15 protein-coding genes and 1 pseudogene are annotated in these 17,748 nt (G+C 71.5%); 11 read left to right on the top strand and 5 right to left on the bottom strand.

What is annotated here, in order from left to right:
* The first annotated feature begins 73 nt into the window (after positions 1 to 73).
* The 3 genes from ACFRFC_RS33395 to ACFRFC_RS33385 are packed head-to-tail and all read left to right on the top strand — an operon-like array spanning position 74 to position 3,445.
* A complete protein-coding gene (locus ACFRFC_RS33395; protein WP_382692499.1) occupies positions 74 to 1,585 on the top strand; it encodes a LutB/LldF family L-lactate oxidation iron-sulfur protein in 1,512 nt (503 codons plus the stop codon).
* Complete coding sequence (locus tag ACFRFC_RS33390; RefSeq protein WP_382692500.1) at positions 1,582 to 2,235, top strand: lactate utilization protein C; 654 nt, start codon at positions 1,582 to 1,584, stop codon at positions 2,233 to 2,235. The genes ACFRFC_RS33395 and ACFRFC_RS33390 overlap by 4 nt, the downstream gene beginning before the upstream one ends.
* 55 nt (positions 2,236 to 2,290) lie before the next feature.
* On the top strand, positions 2,291 to 3,445 hold the full coding sequence (locus ACFRFC_RS33385) for an ABC transporter ATP-binding protein (protein ID WP_382692501.1): 1,155 nt from the start codon (positions 2,291 to 2,293) through the stop codon (positions 3,443 to 3,445).
* 10 nt (positions 3,446 to 3,455) lie between these two features.
* Here the strand turns inward: ACFRFC_RS33385 and ACFRFC_RS33380 are convergent, their stop codons facing one another.
* From ACFRFC_RS33380 to ACFRFC_RS33370, 3 genes are read right to left on the bottom strand one after another with little or no spacing between them, the layout of a single operon-like run.
* Positions 3,456 to 4,403, bottom strand: a complete 948-nt coding sequence (locus tag ACFRFC_RS33380; protein WP_382692502.1) for an ABC transporter substrate-binding protein — start codon at positions 4,401 to 4,403, stop codon at positions 3,456 to 3,458.
* Positions 4,404 to 4,447: 44 nt separating this feature from the next.
* Positions 4,448 to 5,119: an ABC transporter permease gene (locus tag ACFRFC_RS33375; RefSeq protein WP_382692503.1), complete on the bottom strand. Its 672-nt coding sequence runs from the start codon at positions 5,117 to 5,119 to the stop codon at positions 4,448 to 4,450.
* The gene (locus tag ACFRFC_RS33370) at positions 5,116 to 5,871 is read right to left on the bottom strand and encodes an ABC transporter permease (protein ID WP_382692504.1); all 756 of its coding nucleotides are present in this window, start codon (positions 5,869 to 5,871) and stop codon (positions 5,116 to 5,118) included. Before ACFRFC_RS33370 ends, ACFRFC_RS33375 begins: the two co-directional genes overlap by 4 nt.
* Before the next feature lie 185 nt (positions 5,872 to 6,056).
* Between ACFRFC_RS33370 and ACFRFC_RS33365 the strand changes: the two genes are divergently transcribed.
* The 3 genes from ACFRFC_RS33365 to ACFRFC_RS33355 all read left to right on the top strand — a co-directional run bounded on the left by ACFRFC_RS33365 (position 6,057) and on the right by ACFRFC_RS33355 (position 9,369).
* A complete protein-coding gene (locus ACFRFC_RS33365) occupies positions 6,057 to 6,851 on the top strand; it encodes an ABC transporter ATP-binding protein (protein WP_382692505.1) in 795 nt (264 codons plus the stop codon).
* 3 nt (positions 6,852 to 6,854) lie between these two features.
* Positions 6,855 to 8,165, top strand: a complete 1,311-nt coding sequence (locus ACFRFC_RS33360) for an FtsX-like permease family protein (RefSeq protein WP_382692506.1) — start codon at positions 6,855 to 6,857, stop codon at positions 8,163 to 8,165.
* A gap of 229 nt (positions 8,166 to 8,394) precedes the next feature.
* Positions 8,395 to 9,369, top strand: coding sequence for an NAD(P)-dependent alcohol dehydrogenase (locus ACFRFC_RS33355; protein ID WP_382692507.1), 975 nt, complete (start codon positions 8,395 to 8,397; stop codon positions 9,367 to 9,369).
* A gap of 51 nt (positions 9,370 to 9,420) precedes the next feature.
* Here ACFRFC_RS33355 and ACFRFC_RS33350 read toward each other — a convergent pair whose 3' ends face one another.
* Positions 9,421 to 9,786 carry a cupin domain-containing protein gene (locus tag ACFRFC_RS33350; RefSeq protein WP_382692508.1) on the bottom strand — a complete coding sequence of 122 codons (366 nt, stop codon included), beginning with the start codon at positions 9,784 to 9,786 and terminating at the stop codon, positions 9,421 to 9,423.
* Positions 9,787 to 10,481: 695 nt separating this feature from the next.
* On the opposite strand from ACFRFC_RS33350, the pseudogene ACFRFC_RS33345 reads away from it, so the two are divergent.
* A pseudogene (locus tag ACFRFC_RS33345) lies at positions 10,482 to 10,837 on the top strand (DoxX family protein).
* A gap of 339 nt (positions 10,838 to 11,176) precedes the next feature.
* On the opposite strand, the gene ACFRFC_RS33340 reads toward ACFRFC_RS33345, so the two are convergent.
* On the bottom strand, positions 11,177 to 12,154 hold the full coding sequence (locus ACFRFC_RS33340; RefSeq protein WP_382692509.1) for an AraC family transcriptional regulator: 978 nt from the start codon (positions 12,152 to 12,154) through the stop codon (positions 11,177 to 11,179).
* Between the two features lie 121 nt (positions 12,155 to 12,275).
* Between ACFRFC_RS33340 and ACFRFC_RS33335 the strand changes: the two genes are divergently transcribed.
* From ACFRFC_RS33335 to ACFRFC_RS33320, 4 genes are all read left to right on the top strand, one after another.
* Positions 12,276 to 13,556 (top strand): FAD-dependent monooxygenase, encoded by a 1,281-nt coding sequence (locus ACFRFC_RS33335; protein ID WP_382692510.1) that lies wholly within the window; start codon positions 12,276 to 12,278, stop codon positions 13,554 to 13,556.
* Between the two features lie 227 nt (positions 13,557 to 13,783).
* Positions 13,784 to 15,283: a 4-hydroxyphenylacetate 3-hydroxylase family protein gene (locus tag ACFRFC_RS33330; protein ID WP_382692511.1), complete on the top strand. Its 1,500-nt coding sequence runs from the start codon at positions 13,784 to 13,786 to the stop codon at positions 15,281 to 15,283.
* Complete coding sequence (locus ACFRFC_RS33325) at positions 15,270 to 16,736, top strand: MFS transporter (RefSeq protein WP_382692512.1); 1,467 nt, start codon at positions 15,270 to 15,272, stop codon at positions 16,734 to 16,736. The genes ACFRFC_RS33330 and ACFRFC_RS33325 overlap by 14 nt, the downstream gene beginning before the upstream one ends.
* An 87-nt stretch (positions 16,737 to 16,823) precedes the next feature.
* Complete coding sequence (locus ACFRFC_RS33320; protein WP_382692513.1) at positions 16,824 to 17,744, top strand: SDR family oxidoreductase; 921 nt, start codon at positions 16,824 to 16,826, stop codon at positions 17,742 to 17,744.
* Positions 17,745 to 17,748 lie beyond the last annotated feature (4 nt).

The following is a 17,748-nucleotide window of genomic DNA, read 5'->3' as shown; positions in this document are numbered from 1 at the left end:
GACGAGCGGCGGACAGCCAGGCCGCCCCCCGATACCGGGAAACCGGCCCGGCGCGCGGACAAGGAGACAGCCGATGAGCGGCACGTTCGTAGGGATGCCGGCCTTTCCACGGGCCGCGCGCGAGGCGGTACGCGATACCACCCTGCGGAGCAATCTGCGGCACGCCACCCACACCATCCGCGCCAAGCGGGCCCAGGCGGTCGCCGAGGTGTCCGACTGGGCGGAGCTGCGGGAGGCGGGGCGCCAGATCAAGGATCACACCCTGCGCCATCTCGACCGGTATCTCGTGCGGTTGGAGGAGTCGGTCACGGCGGCGGGCGGCACGGTCCACTGGGCGGCCGACGCGGACGAGGCCAACCGGATCGTGACCGATCTGGTCCGGGCGACCGGTGAGCGCGAGGTCGTGAAGGTCAAGTCGATGGCCACGCAGGAGATCGGGCTCAACGAGGCGCTGGAGGCGGCGGGCATCCGGGCCTACGAGACCGACCTCGCCGAACTGATCGTGCAGCTCGGCCATGACCGGCCCTCGCACATCCTGGTCCCGGCGATCCATCGCAACCGGGGTGAGATCCGGGACATCTTCCGCCGCGAGATGGGCGCGTGGGGCCGCCCCGCGCCCGACGGGCTCACCGACACGCCCACCGAACTCGCCGACGCGGCCCGGCTGCATCTGCGGGAGAAGTTCCTGCGCGCCAAGGTGGGGATCTCCGGCGCCAACTTCATGGTCGCGGACACCGGCACGATGGTGGTCGTGGAGTCCGAGGGCAACGGCCGGATGTGCCTGACCCTCCCCGAGACGCTGATCTCGGTCGTCGGCATCGAGAAGCTCGTGCCGTCCTGGCGGGACCTGGAGGTGTTCCTCCAGACGCTGCCGCGCTCCTCGACGGCCGAGCGGATGAACCCGTACACGAGCAGCTGGACCGGTACGGCGGACGGTGACGGGCCGCGCGCCTTCCATCTGGTGCTGCTGGACAACGGCCGCACCGACACCCTCGCCGACGAGGTGGGCCGCCAGGCCCTGCGCTGTATCCGCTGCTCGGCCTGTCTGAATGTGTGCCCGGTGTACGAGCGGGCCGGGGGCCATGCGTACGGCTCGGTCTATCCGGGCCCGATCGGCGCGATCCTCAGCCCGCAGCTGCGCGGCACGGGAAGCGAGATCGACGCCTCCCTGCCGTACGCCTCCTCCCTGTGCGGGGCCTGCTACGAGGTGTGCCCGGTGGCCATCGACATCCCCGAGGTGCTGGTGCATCTGCGGGAGCGGGTGGTGCAGGGCGGTCCGGTGACCCGGCAGGGCAACAAAGTGGTCCTCAAGCCCGCCAAGGGGCACGCCGCCGAGCGGGCGGCCATGCGCGCGGCCCGCTGGGCGCTCGACCGTCCCGGCGCCCTGCGCACCGGCCAGCGCCTCGCCTCCCGGACCCGCAGGTTCCACCCGCGCACCCTGCCGGGCCCCGGCAAGGCGTGGAGCGCCACCCGCGATCTGCCGACGGTCCCGGCGGAACCGTTCCGCGACTGGTGGCAGCGCACCAACGGCGGGAGCAACAGCGGGGGCAACACCGGCAGCAACGGCGCGAAGGGCGAGCGATGAGCAGCAGGGAACGGATTCTCGGCCGGGTGCGGCGGGCGATCGCGGACGTCCCCCGGGACGATCCGCCCTACGAGCGGGCGATCGAGCGGAACTACGCCCGCGTGCACGGCGAGCGGACCGAGGCACAGACGGTGGATCTGCTCGCCGAGAATCTGGCGGACTACCGGGCGATCGTGCACCGCTGCACGGACGAGGAACTGCCCATGCTGATGATGCGTCTCCTCGCCGAGCGGGGCTCGGAGACCGTGCTCGTACCGCCGGACCTGCCGCCACGCTGGCTGAGCGCGGCGGACCCCACCCTTGTCCACGACCGGGCCGTCTCCACCCCCCACGAACTGGACCGGGTCGGCAGTGTGGTGACCGGGTGCGCGGTCGCCATCGCGGAGACCGGCACGATCGTGCTCGACGGGTCGCCGGACCAGGGGCGCCGCCGCATCACCTTGATCCCCGACCATCACATCTGTGTGGTGCGCGTGCCCGGCCAGGTGGTGTCGTCCGTCCCCCAGGCCCTCGAACGCCTCGACCCCGCCCGCCCGCTGACCTGGATCTCCGGCCCGTCGGCGACCAGTGACATCGAGCTGGACCGGGTGGAGGGCGTGCACGGTCCGCGCACGCTGGAGGTGGTGCTGGTGGGCGCCGGGCCCGGGTGAACCGAGGGGATCGCGCCGGGGAGCGGGCGGGGACGGGCGCGGCTAGCGTAAGGACATGATCCGGTTCGAGCAGGTCACCAAGCGCTACCCGGACGGGACGACGGCCGTGGACGGGCTGTCCTTCGAGGTGTCCGAGGGCGAGCTGGTCACCCTCGTCGGCCCCTCGGGCTGCGGCAAGACCACCACCATGATGATGGTGAACCGGCTGATCGAGCCGACGTCGGGCCGGATCCTGGTGAACGGCGAGAACATCGCGGACGTCGACCCGGTCCGGCTGCGCCGCCGCATCGGGTACGTCATCCAGCAGGTCGGCCTCTTCCCGCACCGCACGATCCTCGACAACACGGCCACCGTGCCCGCGCTGATCGGCTGGAAGCGCGCGAAGGCACGCGCGCGGGCGGCGGAACTGCTGGACCTGGTCGGCCTGGAACCCGGCCTCTACGGGCCGCGCTACCCGCATCAGCTGTCGGGCGGTCAGCGGCAGCGGGTCGGGGTGGCCCGCGCGCTGGCCGCCGATCCGCCGGTGCTGCTGATGGACGAGCCGTTCGGGGCGGTCGACCCGGTGGTGCGCGAGCAGTTGCAGGACGAGTTCCTGCGGATGCAGGCCACCGTGCGCAAGACGGTGCTGCTGGTCACCCATGACATCGAGGAGGCGGTCCGGCTCGGCGACCGGATCGCGGTGTACGGCCAGGGCCGGATCGAGCAGTACGACACTCCGGGCGCGGTGCTGGGGATGCCCGTGTCCCCGTACGTCGCCGCCTTCGTGGGCGCGGACCGGGGGCTGAAGCGGCTGTCGGTGACCGCGATCGAGCCCGGGGACGTGGAACAGCCGCCGGTCGTCGGGCTGGACGAGGCGGCCGGGCGGGCGGCGGCACGGATGCGGACGGAGGGCGCCCGCTGGGCGGTGGTGCTGGACGCGGACGGCGATCTGCACGGCTGGGTGGGGCTGGACGAACTGGGCACCGAAGGGGCCGTCGGGGCGCTCGCGCACCGGATGAGCGCCTGGGTCCCGGTCGGGGCGCCGCTGAAGCAGGCGTTCGGCGTGATGCTCCAGCACGACGCCGGATGGGTGGCCGTCCTGGACGGCTCCCGGTTCCTCGGCGTCCTGACCCCCGCCAAGCTGCACGAGGCGCTGCGCCGCTCGGTGGACGCGGACGCGCAGGGGGTGGCGCGCGAGCAGGTGGCGTTCGACTCGGTGGCGGACGCGTAGCCGACGGCGGCTACGTCAGCAGCCCCTTGTCCTTGAGATAGGTGCGTGCCACGTCCGCCGGGAGCCGTCGCCAGCTGTCCACCTGCTCGTTCATGGTGGCGAGGTCGGCGGTGGTGAGGACCTCGTTGAGCTTGTCGAGGGCCTTGGTGACGCCGGGGCCGCCCGCGCGGGCGCGGTTCACGACCGGCACCACGTAGTCGGCGTTCTGGAGATGCTTGTCGTCGGCGAGCAGGACGAGGCCGAACTGGTCGAGGGTGGCGTCGGTGGTGGTGGTCAGCACCAGCTGGTCCTGGCCGTTCTGCACGGCCAGTTTGGCCTGGGTCGTGCCCACGCCCTTGGGGTCGACGGCGACGATGTCGATGCCGTAGACCCGCTTCAGCCCGGGTTCGCAGTACGGCCGCTGCACGCATTCGTCGCCCGCCGCGAGCCGTACCTTCAGTCCCGAGGCGCCGAGGTCGCTGAGGGTCTTGAGGTGGTGCTCGCGCGCGTAGCTGTCCTTCACGGCGAAGGCGTTCTGGTCGACGGCCCGGCCGGGGTCCAGGACGGTGAGGCCACGGGGGGTGGTCAGCCGGCGCAGGGCCGTCATGGTGGCGGCGAGGTCGGGTGAGCCGACGGGCGGGGCGTCGGGGCCGCTGGTCTTGGCGTTGAGCCAGTCGGCGAAGGTGGCCGCGTACTCCGGGACGACATCGATCTGGCCGGACTCCAGGGCGGGTTCGTACAGCTCGCGGTTGGCGACCGTGAGGAAGGAGGTCCGGTATCCGGCCTGGTTCAGCAGCAGGGCGTACAACTGGGCGAGCAGATCGCTCTCGGTGAATCCGGCCGAGCCGATGGTGAGGTGGTGGCTGTCGCCGGGGGACGCGGTGATCTCGCCCTGGCTCTCCAGGGAGGGGCCGGTGGCGCAACCGGCGGCGGTCAGGGCCAGCAGAAGGACGCCCGCGAGTGCCTTACGGGCCCTCATCGGGTGTCTCGTACAGGCCCCCCTCGGATGTCTCGTCCGGGCCCTCATCGGGTGCCTCTGACCCAGGCCGGGGAGAGCCGTTCGGTGATCTCGAAGGCGCCCTCGACGAGCAGGGCGAACACGGCGACCAGGAAAGCACCGGCCACCACCTGAGGCGTACTGGCGAGGTTGAACCCGGCCGTGATGATCCGGCCCAGCCCTCCCCCGCCCGCGAGCGCGGCGATGGTCGCGGTGGCGACGAGCTGGACGGCGGCGATCCGGACGCCGGTGAGGATCATCGGGGACGCGAGGGGCAGTTCCACGTGAAACATCACCTGGCGTCCCGTCATGCCCATACCGCGTGCCGCCCGCACGGTGGCCCGGTCGACCTCGCGCATGCCGACATAGGCGTTGGTGAGCAGCGGCGGTACGGCGAACAGGACCAGGGCGACGACCGTGGGGCCCTCGCCCCAGTTGCCGACCGGGGTGAGCAGCAGCAGGACCAGGACGGCGAAGGTGGGGACCGCGCGGCCGATGTTGGAGAGGTTGACGGCGAGCGCGCCGCCCTTGCCGAGATGGCCGAGGACGAGCGCGACGGGCAGGGCGATCAGACAGCTGACGACCAGGCAGACGACGGTGAGCACGAAGTGCTGGAGCAGCCGTTGCCAGATGCCGTCGGCGCCGGACCAGTGGGCGGAGTCGGTGAGCCAGTCCCAGGCGTCGGCGAGGGTGTTCACGCGGCGCCCGTTCCCGTCGTCACGCGGGGGCGGCCGTGGTCGCCGCCGGGCGCGGCCCGCCGTCGCCCGCGTCCCGCGCGGGCCGTCCTCGTCCAGGGGGTGAGCAGGCGCTGGACGCCGAGGAGCAGCAGGTCGGCGAGGATCGCGATGATCACGCAGAGCACGGACGCGGTGAGCACCTGGGCCTTGAAGTAGGTGTTCATACCGGCGTAGATGAGGTTGCCGAGGCCGCCGTAGCCGACGATCGCGCCGACCGTGACCAGGGAGACGGCGGAGACGGTGGCGATGCGCAGTCCGGCCATCGCGGCGGGCAGGGCGAGCGGCAGTTCGACGGTGAGCAGCAGCCGGATGGGTCCGTAGCCCATGCCGCGGGCGGCCTGCCGGGTCTCCTCGGGGACCGCGCGCAGGCCCGCGAGGAGGTTGCGGACCAGCAGGGTCAGCGAGTACAGCACCAGCCCGGCGATCACCAGGGTGGCGGAGAGCCCGTACAGGGGCAGGAGCAGGGAGAACATGGCGAGGGACGGGATCGTGTAGAGGATCGTCGTCACCCCGAGGACGGGGGCCGCCGCCCAGCCCCAGCGGCGGGCCAGCACCGCGAGGGGCAGCGCGACGGCGAGGCCGATCAGCACGGCGACGAAGGTCAGCTGGAGATGCTGGAGCACCGCGTCCGTGACGATCTGTGCGCGGGTGCTCAGATACGCGCCGCAGATCCAGTCGTTGCGCGCGAGACAGTCGTCCGGGGGCGCGGCCATGGGTCCATTGGAGCGGCGGGAGGCGGGGGCGGCCTGTTGTGGTCACCCGTTCGGGGAGCGGACCGGGAATCGGCGGGAGGGTGTCGCTGAGTACACCCTCCGATACGGGTTCTGCGCCCCATGTGGTGCGGCCCCGCGCTCCGTAGCGTCGTGGATGAGGCGCAGGGCGTGCCGTACGGAGGGTGATGACGATGTTTGGCACCAGGGCGCGACCACAACGGCACGACCAGGAACCCGCCGCCGAGGCGCTGCGGCTGGTCAAGGTGGCGAAGACGTACGGGGCGGGCGACGGGGCGGTGACCGCGCTGGACGAGGTGACGCTGACGCTGGCGCGGGGGACGTTCACCGCCGTGATGGGGCCGTCGGGTTCGGGCAAGTCGACGCTGCTCCAGTGTGCGGCGGGGCTCGACCGGCCGGACAGCGGGATCGTCGCGGTGGACGGGACGGTGCTGTCGGAGGGCGGCGAGGCGGAGCTGACCCGGTTCCGGCGGGGCCGGATCGGCTTTGTCTTCCAGCAGTACAACCTGCTCGACACGCTGACCGTCGCGCAGAACACGGTACTGCCGCTGAAGCTGGCCGGGCGGCGGGTGGACCGGCGGCGGACGCGTGAGGTGCTGGAGTCGGTGGGCCTCGGCGACCGGCTCGGGCACCGCCCGGACCAGCTCTCCGGCGGTCAGCGCCAGCGGGTGGCGATCGCGCGGGCGCTGGTGACCGAACCCCGGGTGATCTTCGCGGACGAGCCGACGGGCGCCCTGGACACGCGCAGCGCGCGCGATGTGCTGGGGCTGCTCCAGGACGCGGTACGGCTGCACGGGCGGACGGTGGTGATGGTGACGCACGACCCGGTCGCCGCCTCGTACGCGGACTCCGTGCTGTTCCTCGCGGACGGCAGGCTGGCCGGGCGGATGGACGCGCCGACGCCGGACCGGGTCGCCGAGCGGCTCGCGCATCTGGGCGACGACGTGCGCGTGGGGGTGTGAGCGATGCTGATGCTGGCCTTGCGGTCGATCCGGCAGCGGCCCGGACGGTTTCTCGCGACCCTGCTGTCCGCGTTCCTCGGCGCCGCGATCATCATGACGTTCAACTCGCTGCACGACACGGCCGGGCGGCCGGGCGTGGACTCGGTCAGCTCGCAGACCCTGACGACGGCGGCGAGCGTGGTCGGCGGGTACGGCTCGCTGCTGGTGTTCTTCGCCGTCGCCTCCACGCTCACCGTCAATGTGCGCCAGCGCACGGCCGAACTGGAGCTGCTGCGCTGCTCGGGGGCGACCCCGGCGCAGCTCAAACGGATGGTGGTGGGTGAGGCGGTGGCCGTCGCCCTGGTCGGTGCGGCGGCGGCGATCGTACCGGGCGTGCTGGGCGGCCGGGCGCTGCTGGCGGTGTTCCAGGACAGCGGGCAGGTCGCGGACTCCGTCGACCCGGCCTTCGGGCCGATCGCCCTGCTGTCGGGCATCGGCATCACCCTGCTGGCGTCGGCGGGCGCGGCCTTCCTCGCCGTGCGCCGGGCCACCCGCCGCGAGGAGCCGCGCGGCCGGGGCCGTACGGTCCTGGCGTACACGGCGCTGATCGCGGGCGGGCTCTCGGCGACCGCCACCTTCGCGCTGGACGCGACGGAGGCGGCGCTGATGGCACCGGCCGCGTACGGGGCGATCCTGTTGTCGGTGGGCTGCGCGCTGTTCGCGCCGCGGCTGCTCGACGCGGTGCTGCGGCGGCTGGACCTGACGGGCGCGAGCGGCTGGCTGGCCGTGCGCAATCTGCGCCGCCGGTCCGGGCAGCTCGCCGGGATCCTGATGTCGCTGATCCTGTTCACGGCGGTGTCCGCGGCGACGCTCACCGTGCAGTCCGTGGAGAGCGCCGAGGTGGCGGCGTCGGGCCTGGTGAAGTCGGTCGACGCGAAGAACCTGGAGACGCTCAACTTCACCGTCGTCGGCATCATCGTGGTGTTCGTGTGCGTGATGCTGGTGAACTCCCTGTACGCGGCGACGACGTACCGCGAGCGGGAGTTCGGCCAGCAGCGGCTGGCCGGGGCGACGCCGGGGCAGGTGCTGGCCATGGTCGGCACGGAGGCGCTGATCCTGACGCTGACCGGGCTGTTCTTCGGTACGGCGGCGGCGCTGGCCGGGGTGGTGCCGTTCACGGTGGTCCGCTCGGACGGGGTGCTGCCGGGTCAGTTCCTGGGCATCTGGGCGGCGGTGGCCGCGATCGCGGCGACGGCGACGCTGGGCACGAGCCTGCTGACCGCCCGCCGGGTGCTGCGGACGCCGGCGGTGGGGGCGGTGGGGCTGGCGGCGTGAGGGTGGGTGAGGGGGGTGGGTGGGGGTGGGGCTGCTCCCCTGGGTGTTCCCTTCATGTGATCCCCAGGTGATCCCCAGGTGGTCCCCCATGTGCTCCCCCGGGTGTTCTCAGGGTCCGTCCCTGATGCCGAACGGCCCGGGGATCCCTAGGCTCTTGGGGACGGCTTGAGGCGGGCCGGCGGGAGTCGGTGGGGATCGGATGGAATCGGGCGGGATCGGTGGGGGGCTCATGAAGGCTGTGGTGCAGGACCGGTACGGCGGGTGGGACGCGCTGGAGGTGCGGGAGGTCGAGCGGCCCGTGCCTGCGCCGGGCGAGGTGCTGGTGCGGGTGCGGGCGGCCTCGGTCAACGCCTACGACTGGCACTATCTGCGCGGTGATCCGAAGATCGCCCGCCTGGTGTTCGGGCTCGGCAGACCGAAGGACGCGATACGGGGACGGGACTTCGCCGGGGTGGTGGAGGCGGTCGGCGGCGCGGTGACCGGGCTCGCGCCCGGCGACGAGGTGTACGGCGAGGCGGACGGGGCGTTCGCGGAGTTCGTGTGTGTCGCGGACCGTGCGGTGGACCGCAAACCGGCCCGGCTCACCTTCGAGCAGGCCGCCGCGATGCCGCTGGCCGCCAACACCGCGCTGATCGGTCTGCGGGACGTGGCCGGGGTGAAACCGGGGCAGACGGTGCTGGTGAACGGCGCTTCGGGCGGGGTGGGCACCTTCGCCGTGCAGATCGCCAAGGCGTACGGGGCTGAGGTGACCGCCGTGTGCAGCGCCCGGAACGCGGAGCTGGTCGGCACGCTGGGGGCGGACCATGTCGTCGACTACGCCCGGGAGGATTTCACCCGGGCCGGGCGACGCTACGACGTGGTGCTGGACCTGGTGGGCAATCGGTCCCTGGCCGATTTCCGGCGCGCGCTCACCCCGGAGGGGACACTCGTCCTGTCCGGCGGAGGTTTCTACGACGGCGGCAGTCTGCTCGGCCCCATGCGCCTCTTCTTCCGGCGCCGGATGCTGTCGCCGTTCGTCCGTCAGCGGCTGCTGGAGCTTCCGGCGAAGCCCAGCAAGGCGAACCTCACGGCGTTGCGGGATCTCGTCGACGCCGGGAAGGTCACCCCGGTCGTGGAGCGGACGTACCCGCTCAGCGAGGCGGCGGAGGCCATCCGGCACATGGAGGTGGAGCACGCCCGCGCGAAGATCGTCGTGACGGTGTGAGGCGCGGGTACGCCGGGGCGGCACACCCGCGCCGGGGGTGCGGTCCGACGGCTAGCGGTCGGCGGGCTTGGCGTACTCGTTGGCCATGGATCCCGCGAAGTCGTAGAGCAGGACCTGGTCGTCACCGATGACCCAGGCGTCGTGCCCGGGCGGCAGGACGAAGACATCGCCGGGCCCGACCTCGCCCTCGGCCCCGTCGTCCATCCGGAAGCGCATGCGTCCCTGGACGACATAGCCGTTGTGGTGGATCTGGCAGGTGTCGGTGCCCGCGAGCGGGGCGACGGACTCCGACCAGCGCCAGCCGGGCTCGAAGGTGCCGATGGCGAAGTCGAGTCCGGTCAGATGGATGGTTTCGAGGTGGCCGCGCGGGAAGTCGCGCCGCTCATCCGGCTTGTCGAGCGTCTTGATCTCAAACATGACGCTCCTCCTTTCCGGCCGCAGCGATCTGCGACCGGGTCCGGCTCTCCACCGCCCGCTCACGTGGGGCGAGCGGCGCGGGCGGGGCCGGGCCCCTCACCGTCCATCCTCCGCCCGGACGGGGTGGGGGCGCCATCGGGGGGCGGGGTGCCATTCCGGGGCCCCCGGGAGTGTCGGGGGCGGGGATTCCAGGCGGGGCGCCTTCGAGAGGCAAGGGCGCCATGGAACGTCGGGGTGGTCAAGGGTTCCGGGCGGGCGTCATCGGAGGGCGGGGGTGCCCCGGAGAGTCGGGGTGTCGAGGGGAGAGCCCTGGAAGACCACGGGCTTCTTCGGGCTGTCCGCGCCGGGCGCAGATGGGTTGCTGGGGGCACTCACACGAACCTCCGGACCGCCTGGAGTGACCACACGAGTACTGAATGCAATGGGATGCCGTTGATCGCGCCAGATCACCTTTGAGCCTCTTTATGGCTCGGTGGCCGACGGCTCCCCATGGATACCCCATCACCTCACCATGCCCGTGATGAGGCAGGCCGAACGACCACAGGCGAGGCGGCGGAGAGCCTGGGTGTGGGCTTCACGGCGGGCTTGTTGTTCGCAGAGCCGATGTCACAAGAACGAGCCGCCGACCGGTCATCCAGAAGAACGGCACCCACACCGGAGTGCCCGGCAACCCCATTCCCCACAGAAGCGGAGAAATCGCGTTCGCTACCTACGCCACGGTCACCATCCTGGGTGCGGTCTTCAACGGTGCCGCCACCACCTATCTGATCGGCCACGAATACCCCAAAACCCAGGCGGACATGAAGGGCGTGCCCCGCAAGTGGGTGCCGGTACTGGGCCTGCTGCTGGCAGCGGGCACCGTGGGACTGCTGGCCGGACTCGCCGTGCCGCTCCTGGGGATCCTCGCCGCCTCCGGCCTCGTGCTCTATTCATCGGCGCGATCATCGCCCACCTACGAGTGGGCTCCCGCAACATCATCGGCGGGATCGTGTTCCTCGCCGCAGCGTTGGCCGACCTGACCCTGAGCCTGCTCTACCACGGCCCCTCGTAGCCCGAGAGACGCAGCAGTGCCGCCCCCATCGGGTGAGCGCCCCCTTGCAAACATCTCACCGACACATTCTGCACGCTGATCCAGACGTCCCTCGCCCGAAGGAGCCGGCGGTAGCTGTCGTAGTCATAGCCCGGGTCGGCGTAGAGCCGGCCCCGATCCAGCGGCATCAACCAGGTGCCCCTCCCCCAGGCCCCCGACCTGCTCGAACAACGCGCTGCTCCAGATCGCCCGGCCGTGCGCTGCGGCGTCAGTGGCTGCCCCAGGGGCACGGGTGAGAGGCGGGCTCGGTGGGGCCGGCCTCGAACAGGGCTGGCTGCGGCGGTCGGGCGGGCGCCGACCCTACGACGTTCCAGCCGGGCGGCCTGTCCGGCGCGCTGCCCGGCGTGAGGCTCCCTGGTTGACCCGGTAGTCGCCGGGGGTCATGTCGAATTCCTTGCGGAAGGCCAGGTGGAAGCCGACCTGGCTGCGGTAGCCGATGCGTTCGGCGATGTCCTGCTGGGAGACGGTGGTCTCGGTCAGCAGGCGGCGGGCTTCCTGGAGGCGGCGGACCGTGAGGTAGCGCATGGGCGGTTGGCCCACCAGTTCACGGAAGGTCTCCGAGAAGACGGACCGGGACATGCCCGCCTTGCGGGAGAGGGACTCAAGGGACCAGGGCTCGGCGTACGAGCCGTGGATGGCCGTCAGTGCTCTGCTGATGCCGGGGTGGTGGAGGGCCTGGAGTGCCGGGGACTCCTCCGCCAGTTGCTCCATGGCGATACGGAGCGAGAGGACGAAGACCGCCTCGAAGGCGCGCAGGGTCACCAGGCGTACGCCCGGGGCCGTGCGGGCGAGCTCGGCGGGGAGGGAGTCCAGGGTCCGCAGGAGCAGGGGCTCGTTCTTCAGCATCTGGTGGCGCAGCACGATGATCCGGGGCAGGGCGCTGTACAGGCTCGGCTCACTGGTCGCGCTGTAGTAGAGGCTCGCGCAGAGCATTCGGGTGCGGTACGGAGGGACGCCGACCTCGATGACACCGGACCCACCGGGGTGGAAGTGCGGGACCAGCGCCGACAGCGGCGTTGCCTGCGCACCCGGGTCGGAGGCGAAGGTGTGGGCGTGTCCGTGGGGGAAGATCGCCAGGTCGCCCTCGTGCAGTGCCACGGGCGTGGGGTCGTCGTCGAAGCTGATCACACAGCCGCCGCCGACCATGTAGTGCACGATCGCGCAGTTGTCGACGGGGCCCTTGACACCCCAGCTCCCACCGGCCTCCCATCTGCTGTGGAAGACATCGACGAGCCACAGGGGGCGTAGCAGTTCGCTCAGCATGTCGTCGTCAGGCACGGACGATCCTTAAAGCAATTCGGTTCATGATTTATTGATCGTAGCCGCGGTTCCCAGAACGATAGGTGGCGAAGCCGGAGAACTGGCCGGTATACGGGGGAAGTATCTGGGGGCTGGAGACATGCGGATCCTGATTGCCGGGTGCGGCATCGGTGGCCTGACCACAGCGTTGAGCCTGTATGCCGCCGGGCTGCGTGATATCCGCGTCCTGGAGTCCGTTCCACAGATCCGGCCACTGGGAGCCGGGCTGAACCTGCTGCCCAACGCTGTGCGCGAACTGACCGCCCTGGGTCTGGGCACACCGCTCCGCGATATGGGCGCCGAGCTGACCGGGCTGGGGTATCACAACCATCTCGGCCAGGAGATCTGGCGTGAACCCCGCGGCCGGGCGGCCGGCTTCTGGTGGCCGCAGCTGGCTGTGCACCGCGGCGCATTGCAGGGCGCCCTTCTGGAGTGTGTCCGCGCCCAACTGGGCGAGGCCTCGATCGTCACTGACGCCCGGGTCACCGGCTTCGTCGTGCCGCCCGGCGGCGGTGTCGAGGTGACCGTCGCCCGCCGCGCCGCCGACCGGTCCACCGCCCTGCTCCGGGCCGATGTACTCGTCGGAGCCGACGGGCTGCGGTCCGCCGTACGGCAGGCGCTCTACCCAAAGGAAGGGGAGCCGCGCTTCAACGGCACGGCCGTATGGCGGGGCATCACCCGTGTGACGCCCTTCAGCGGTGGCCGGTCCATGGTCGTCATGGGCGACGGCCGCTGGAAAGCGGTGGTGTACCCGCTGGCCGCCCGCCCCGGTGCCGACGGGCTGGTTCCCGTCAACTGGGCCGTCTCCCGGGCTGCGGACGAGGGTCGGGCCGCTGCCGGGGACCGGTTCCCCGACGCCGTCGCCGGCTGGCGCCTCGACGATCTGCGGCTGGACGCGCTCGTGGCGGACCACGCGCACGTCGCGTCCTTTCCCATGCTGGACCGGGACCCGCTGCCCCGCTGGTCGTTCGGTCCGGTCACCCTGCTCGGCGACGCCGCGCACGCCATGGCGCCCATGGGTTCCAACGCGACGACCCAGGCGGTGCTGGACTCCCGCAGCCTCGCGCGTGCCCTGACCTCGTATGCCGACCCGGTGGCCGCCCTGGCCGCCTACGACCGCGAGCGCCGGCCCCTGATGAACCGGCTCCAACTGCTCAATCGCGCCAAGGGTCCCGAAGTGGTGATCGACCTGGTCCATGAGCGGGCCCCCGGGGGATTCACGCGGGTGGAGGACGTGGTGCCCCGCGCACGACTGACACAGGTAGCCGACAGCTACGCGCGGGCCGCTGGTTTCGATACGGCCTCCGTCAACGTCGCGTCCCCCTACGACAGCCCGCTGGGTGGGGCGATGCCTTGGATCGGAGCCGCCGGCGGGTGCTGAGGGGCCCTCCGCGCCACCGGACATCCCACCGAGGGACAGCCGGTCGGTCCACCCTCGGCGACAGCGCCGCCACCGAAGACGTCATGTCCGGTCTTCCCACCTCCCCCCTCCCCACCCGGATGCATCGAGACAACCAAGTGCAGCTCGTGCACTTGTGCAGCGGCTCTCTCCCCGCGCCGCTCCAGCCATCTGCCTACTCATTCATCGCACTGTTCACCAGGAGAGACATGACCCGCAGCGGCCAGGAGTACCTCGAATCCCTACGCGACGGCCGTGTTGTATGGCTCGACGGTGAGCTGGTCAAGGACGTCACCGAGCACCCCGCCTTCCGCAACACGGCCCGTTCCCTGGCTCACCTCTACGACCTGGCGCGGGAGCCGGGGCTGCGGGACGTGCTGACCGTGCGTCCCGCAGGAGCCGATCGTGCGATGCTGCGCGCTTACCACGTCCCGCGCACCCAGGGCGAACTCGTCGCGCGCCGCAAGGCCTTCAAGACCTGGTCGGAGGCCAGCTTCGGCTTCCTGGGCCGCTCCCCGGACTACATGGCCTCCGGTTCCGCGGGCTTCGTTTCCACGCCGGACGTCTTCGCCGGGCAGGGCTTCGACGGGCGGGACAACCTCGCCGCGTACTACCGGCGGATGACCGAGGGCGACCTCTACCAAGCGTTCACCATCACCAACCCGCAGGTTGACCGGACCAGGGCGGCCAGCGAGCAGGAGGAGGACGATCTGTATGTACGGGTCGTCAAGGAGCGCGACGACGGCATCGTGGTACGCGGCGCGAAGATGATCGGCACCGGCGCGGTGTTCGGCGACGAGATCATTGTCGGCACGATCGAACCGCTTCAGCCCCAGGACGTGGAGTACGCCCTGTGCTTCTCCGTGCCCTTGGACACCCCAGGGCTGAAGTTCATCTCCCGGACGTCGTACGAGGCCCAGGCCCGCAGCGTGTTCGACAACCCGCTCTCGGCCCGATTCGACGAGAACGACGCGCTGCTCGTCTGCGACGACGTCTTCGTGCCCTGGGAGCGGGTGCTGACCTACCGGGATGTCGACACCACATTCAAGATGTGGTGGTTCACCCCGGCGTATGCCAACTTCGTCCATCAGGCGGCCACTCGCTTCTGGACCAAGTTGGAGTTCCTGACCGGCCTGGCGATCCTGGTCACCCGCTCGAACAACACCTACGGCATTCCGCCGGTGCAGATGCAGATCGGGCGCCTTATCGGCTGGCTCAACATCGCCAAGTCGATGGTGATCGCAGCCGAGACCACATACGAGCGGGTGGCCGGTGAAGGCGGTGCGGTGCACCTGAACCGGGAGATCGCCTCCGCCCACCGGGCCATGGCCGGTGACCTCTATCCAAAGGTGCTGGCAGAGATCAAGTTGCTGGCGGGCGGCGGGCTCATCCAGCTCCCGGCTTCCGGGCACGATCTGAACCATCCCGAACTCGGCCCGCTGGTCGCCAAGTACGTGCGCTCCCCCGGCACGCCGGCCGAGAAGCGGATCAAACTGCTGAAGCTCGCCTGGGACGCGCTGGGCTCCGAGTTCGCGGCCCGGCACGAACAGTACGAACGCTTCTACCACGGCGCCCCGCACGTCTACCTGCCCAGCCTCGTGCGCGACGGCGACCCCGACCTGCTGGCCGCGTTCACCCAGTCCTGCCTGGATGGCTACCAGCTGGACGATCTGCCGGGTTCCTCGGAGGGGCTCGATGGCCTCCGGTGACCGCGGGCGGGCGCTCGCGCTGCTGGCCTCGACCCAGTTCGTGCTGCTCCTGGACACCTCGATCATCAATGTGGCGGCCCCGTCCATCGGCAGCAGTCTGGACATCTCACCCGCCGCGCTGTCCTGGGTGGCCAACGCGTATCTGGTCTCCTTCGGCGGGCTGCTGCTGCTCAGCGGACGGGCGGCGGATCTGCTCGGCCAGCGCCGGGTGTTCCTCTCCGGTCTCGCCGTACTCACGGTGGCGTCCCTGCTCGGTGCGCTGGCCGACAGCGCCGCCCTGCTGATCACCGCCCGTGCAGCGCAGGGCGTCGGCGCGGCCATGGCCGGAGCGGCGGCCTTCGCCCTGGTGCTCACGCTGTTCGACGACGGCCCCGAGCGGCACCGGGCGCTCGGCGTGTTCGCCGCGATGGCCGGCGCCGGGGGCGCCGCGGGCACGGTGCTCGGCGGGGTGCTCACCAGTTGGCTGGGCTGGGAGTCCACGTTCGCCCTGAATGTGGTCGCCGGCGTCGCGCTGATGATGCTGGTGCCGCGGCTGCTGCCGCCGGGGACGGCTCGCCGCGGTGCGCGGGGCGTCGACGTGCCCGGAGCGGTCACGGTCACCACCGGCCTGGGGTTGCTGGCCTACGCGGTGGTCAACGCGGGTGAAGCCGGATGGAGCTCGCCCGCGACTCTGGCTCCGGGTGGCGCCGCCGTGCTGCTGCTGGCGGCGTTCGCGCTGATCGAACGGCGGGTGCCGCATCCGCTGGTCCCACTCTCCGTGCTGGGGCGGTCGACGCTGCGGCTGGCGAACCTGCTGGCCGCGCTCTGGCAGATGTCACTGTTCCCGATGTTCTTCCTGGTGAGCCTCTATCTCCAGGCCGTGCTGGGCTACGAACCGGTGCTGGGGGGACTCGCCCTGCTGCCGCTGTGCCTGGTCGTCATCACGGTGGCCTCGCTCGCCGACCGGCTGATCGGGCGGTTCGGGCTGCGCACGCTGATGTGTGCCGGTTTCGCGCTGGTGACGGTCGGGATGATCTGGCAGTCACTGCTGTCGGTGGACGGCTCCTTCGTGGTGGACGTCCTGCCCGCGAGTCTGGTGCTGGGCCTTGGGCTGCCCCTGGTCTCCATCACCACCAACGTCGCGGCCACCGTGGACACCCGCGAGGAGGAGGCCGGACTCTCGTCCGGCCTGGTCAACACCAGTCTCCAGTTCGGGTCGGTCCTGGGGCTGGCCGTGCTGTCGGGGGTCGCCGCCGCCCGTACCGGCGGTTCCGGCGCGGCCCAGGACGCGGCGCTCACCCAGGGCTTCTCCACCGCCCTGCTGGTCGGTGCCGTACCGGCCGCCCTCGGTCTGCTGCTGACGCTGCGGCTGCGGCTGCCCGCACCGCAGAAGGCGCCGGGGCCACCGAACCCATCGCACGGGCACGGGACGAGCACCACCGGCACCGCCGGCCGGGGACACACCGTGTCCTGACCAGCGTCGCCCGGGCCGCCGACACCAGGCCCGGCCCACCCGACCACACCCTCACTCACACCCCCACAGAAAAGGGAGAGGCACGACATGTCAGAAGAGCACCGCAAACGCGTCCTGGTCACAGGGGCCAACGGTTTCCAGGGAGGCGCGGTCGCCCGGCTGCTCGCCGCTCAGGGCCACGACGTGCGCGGTCTCGTCCAGGACGAGGCCAAAGCGGCGGCGTCCCCGACCCCCGGAGTCACCCCGGTGCGCGGCGACCTCGGGAGCACCGGGGAACTGCGGGCCGCCTTCGCGGGCGTCACCCACGCGATCGTCGTGATGCCCCTGGAGTACGACCCCGAGGTGGTGAGCCGGTACGCGCACAACATCGCCGAGGCCGCCCAGGAAGCGGGGGTACGGCGGCTGGTCTACAACGCCAACGTCCCGGTGCCCGCCGAGACGACACCGTACGCGGGCCTGGAGACCCGGCGACGGGCCCAGGAGGTGCTGCTCGCGTGCCCGGTGCCCGCCGTCGTGATCCGTCCGCCGGTCTACCTGGAGAATCTGTTCAGCCCGTGGAACGGCCCGGCGATCGTCAACGACGGGGTGCTCGCCTACCCGCTGCCCGCCGAGCAGCCGGTGGCCTGGATGTCCCACGACGACCTGGCTCGGGTGCTCGTCCGGGCCCTGGACGAGGAGGTCCCGGCCGGGCTGGTGCTCGATGTCGGCGGGGCCGATGTTCTCACCGGCCCGGAGCTGGCGGCGGCGTTCGGGCAGGCCCTGGGGCGGGACGTCGGCTATGTCCCACTGGAGGTGGCCCGGTTCGAGGAAGGCCTCGGCCAGGCGATCGGCGCGCCGGCGGCGGCCGGTGTGGCGGGGGTCTACCACTACGTCGGCGAAGGCCGGGCGGGCGACTTCCTCGCCCCGTCGCCCGCGCAGGTGGAGGCCACGCTCGGGATCCGGCTCACGCCGGTCGTCGAGTGGATCAAGGCACAGCCCTGGGAGAACTGGGCCCGGCCCGCCGAGTGACCCA

It is taken from the genome of Streptomyces sp. NPDC056734 (genome assembly GCF_042790455.1).
GTDB lineage: Bacteria > Actinomycetota > Actinomycetes > Streptomycetales > Streptomycetaceae > Streptomyces.
This window is presented reverse-complemented; position numbering and strand designations above follow the sequence as displayed.

Bases quoted from the DNA above. Each gene is read 5' to 3' on its own strand.
- ACFRFC_RS33395 (WP_382692499.1), top strand. From the start codon at position 74: ATGAGCGGCACGTTCGTAGGGATGCCGGCCTTTCCACGGGCCGCGCGC.
- ACFRFC_RS33390 (WP_382692500.1), top strand. From the start codon at position 1,582: ATGAGCAGCAGGGAACGGATTCTCGGCCGGGTGCGGCGGGCGATCGCG.
- ACFRFC_RS33385 (WP_382692501.1), top strand. From the start codon at position 2,291: ATGATCCGGTTCGAGCAGGTCACCAAGCGCTACCCGGACGGGACGACG.
- ACFRFC_RS33380 (WP_382692502.1), bottom strand. From the start codon at position 4,403: ATGAGGGCCCGTAAGGCACTCGCGGGCGTCCTTCTGCTGGCCCTGACC.
- ACFRFC_RS33370 (WP_382692504.1), bottom strand. From the start codon at position 5,871: ATGGCCGCGCCCCCGGACGACTGTCTCGCGCGCAACGACTGGATCTGC.
- ACFRFC_RS33365 (WP_382692505.1), top strand. From the start codon at position 6,057: ATGACGATGTTTGGCACCAGGGCGCGACCACAACGGCACGACCAGGAA.
- ACFRFC_RS33360 (WP_382692506.1), top strand. From the start codon at position 6,855: ATGCTGATGCTGGCCTTGCGGTCGATCCGGCAGCGGCCCGGACGGTTT.
- ACFRFC_RS33355 (WP_382692507.1), top strand. From the start codon at position 8,395: ATGAAGGCTGTGGTGCAGGACCGGTACGGCGGGTGGGACGCGCTGGAG.
- ACFRFC_RS33350 (WP_382692508.1), bottom strand. From the start codon at position 9,786: ATGTTTGAGATCAAGACGCTCGACAAGCCGGATGAGCGGCGCGACTTC.
- ACFRFC_RS33335 (WP_382692510.1), top strand. From the start codon at position 12,276: ATGCGGATCCTGATTGCCGGGTGCGGCATCGGTGGCCTGACCACAGCG.
- ACFRFC_RS33330 (WP_382692511.1), top strand. From the start codon at position 13,784: ATGACCCGCAGCGGCCAGGAGTACCTCGAATCCCTACGCGACGGCCGT.
- ACFRFC_RS33325 (WP_382692512.1), top strand. From the start codon at position 15,270: ATGGCCTCCGGTGACCGCGGGCGGGCGCTCGCGCTGCTGGCCTCGACC.
- ACFRFC_RS33320 (WP_382692513.1), top strand. From the start codon at position 16,824: ATGTCAGAAGAGCACCGCAAACGCGTCCTGGTCACAGGGGCCAACGGT.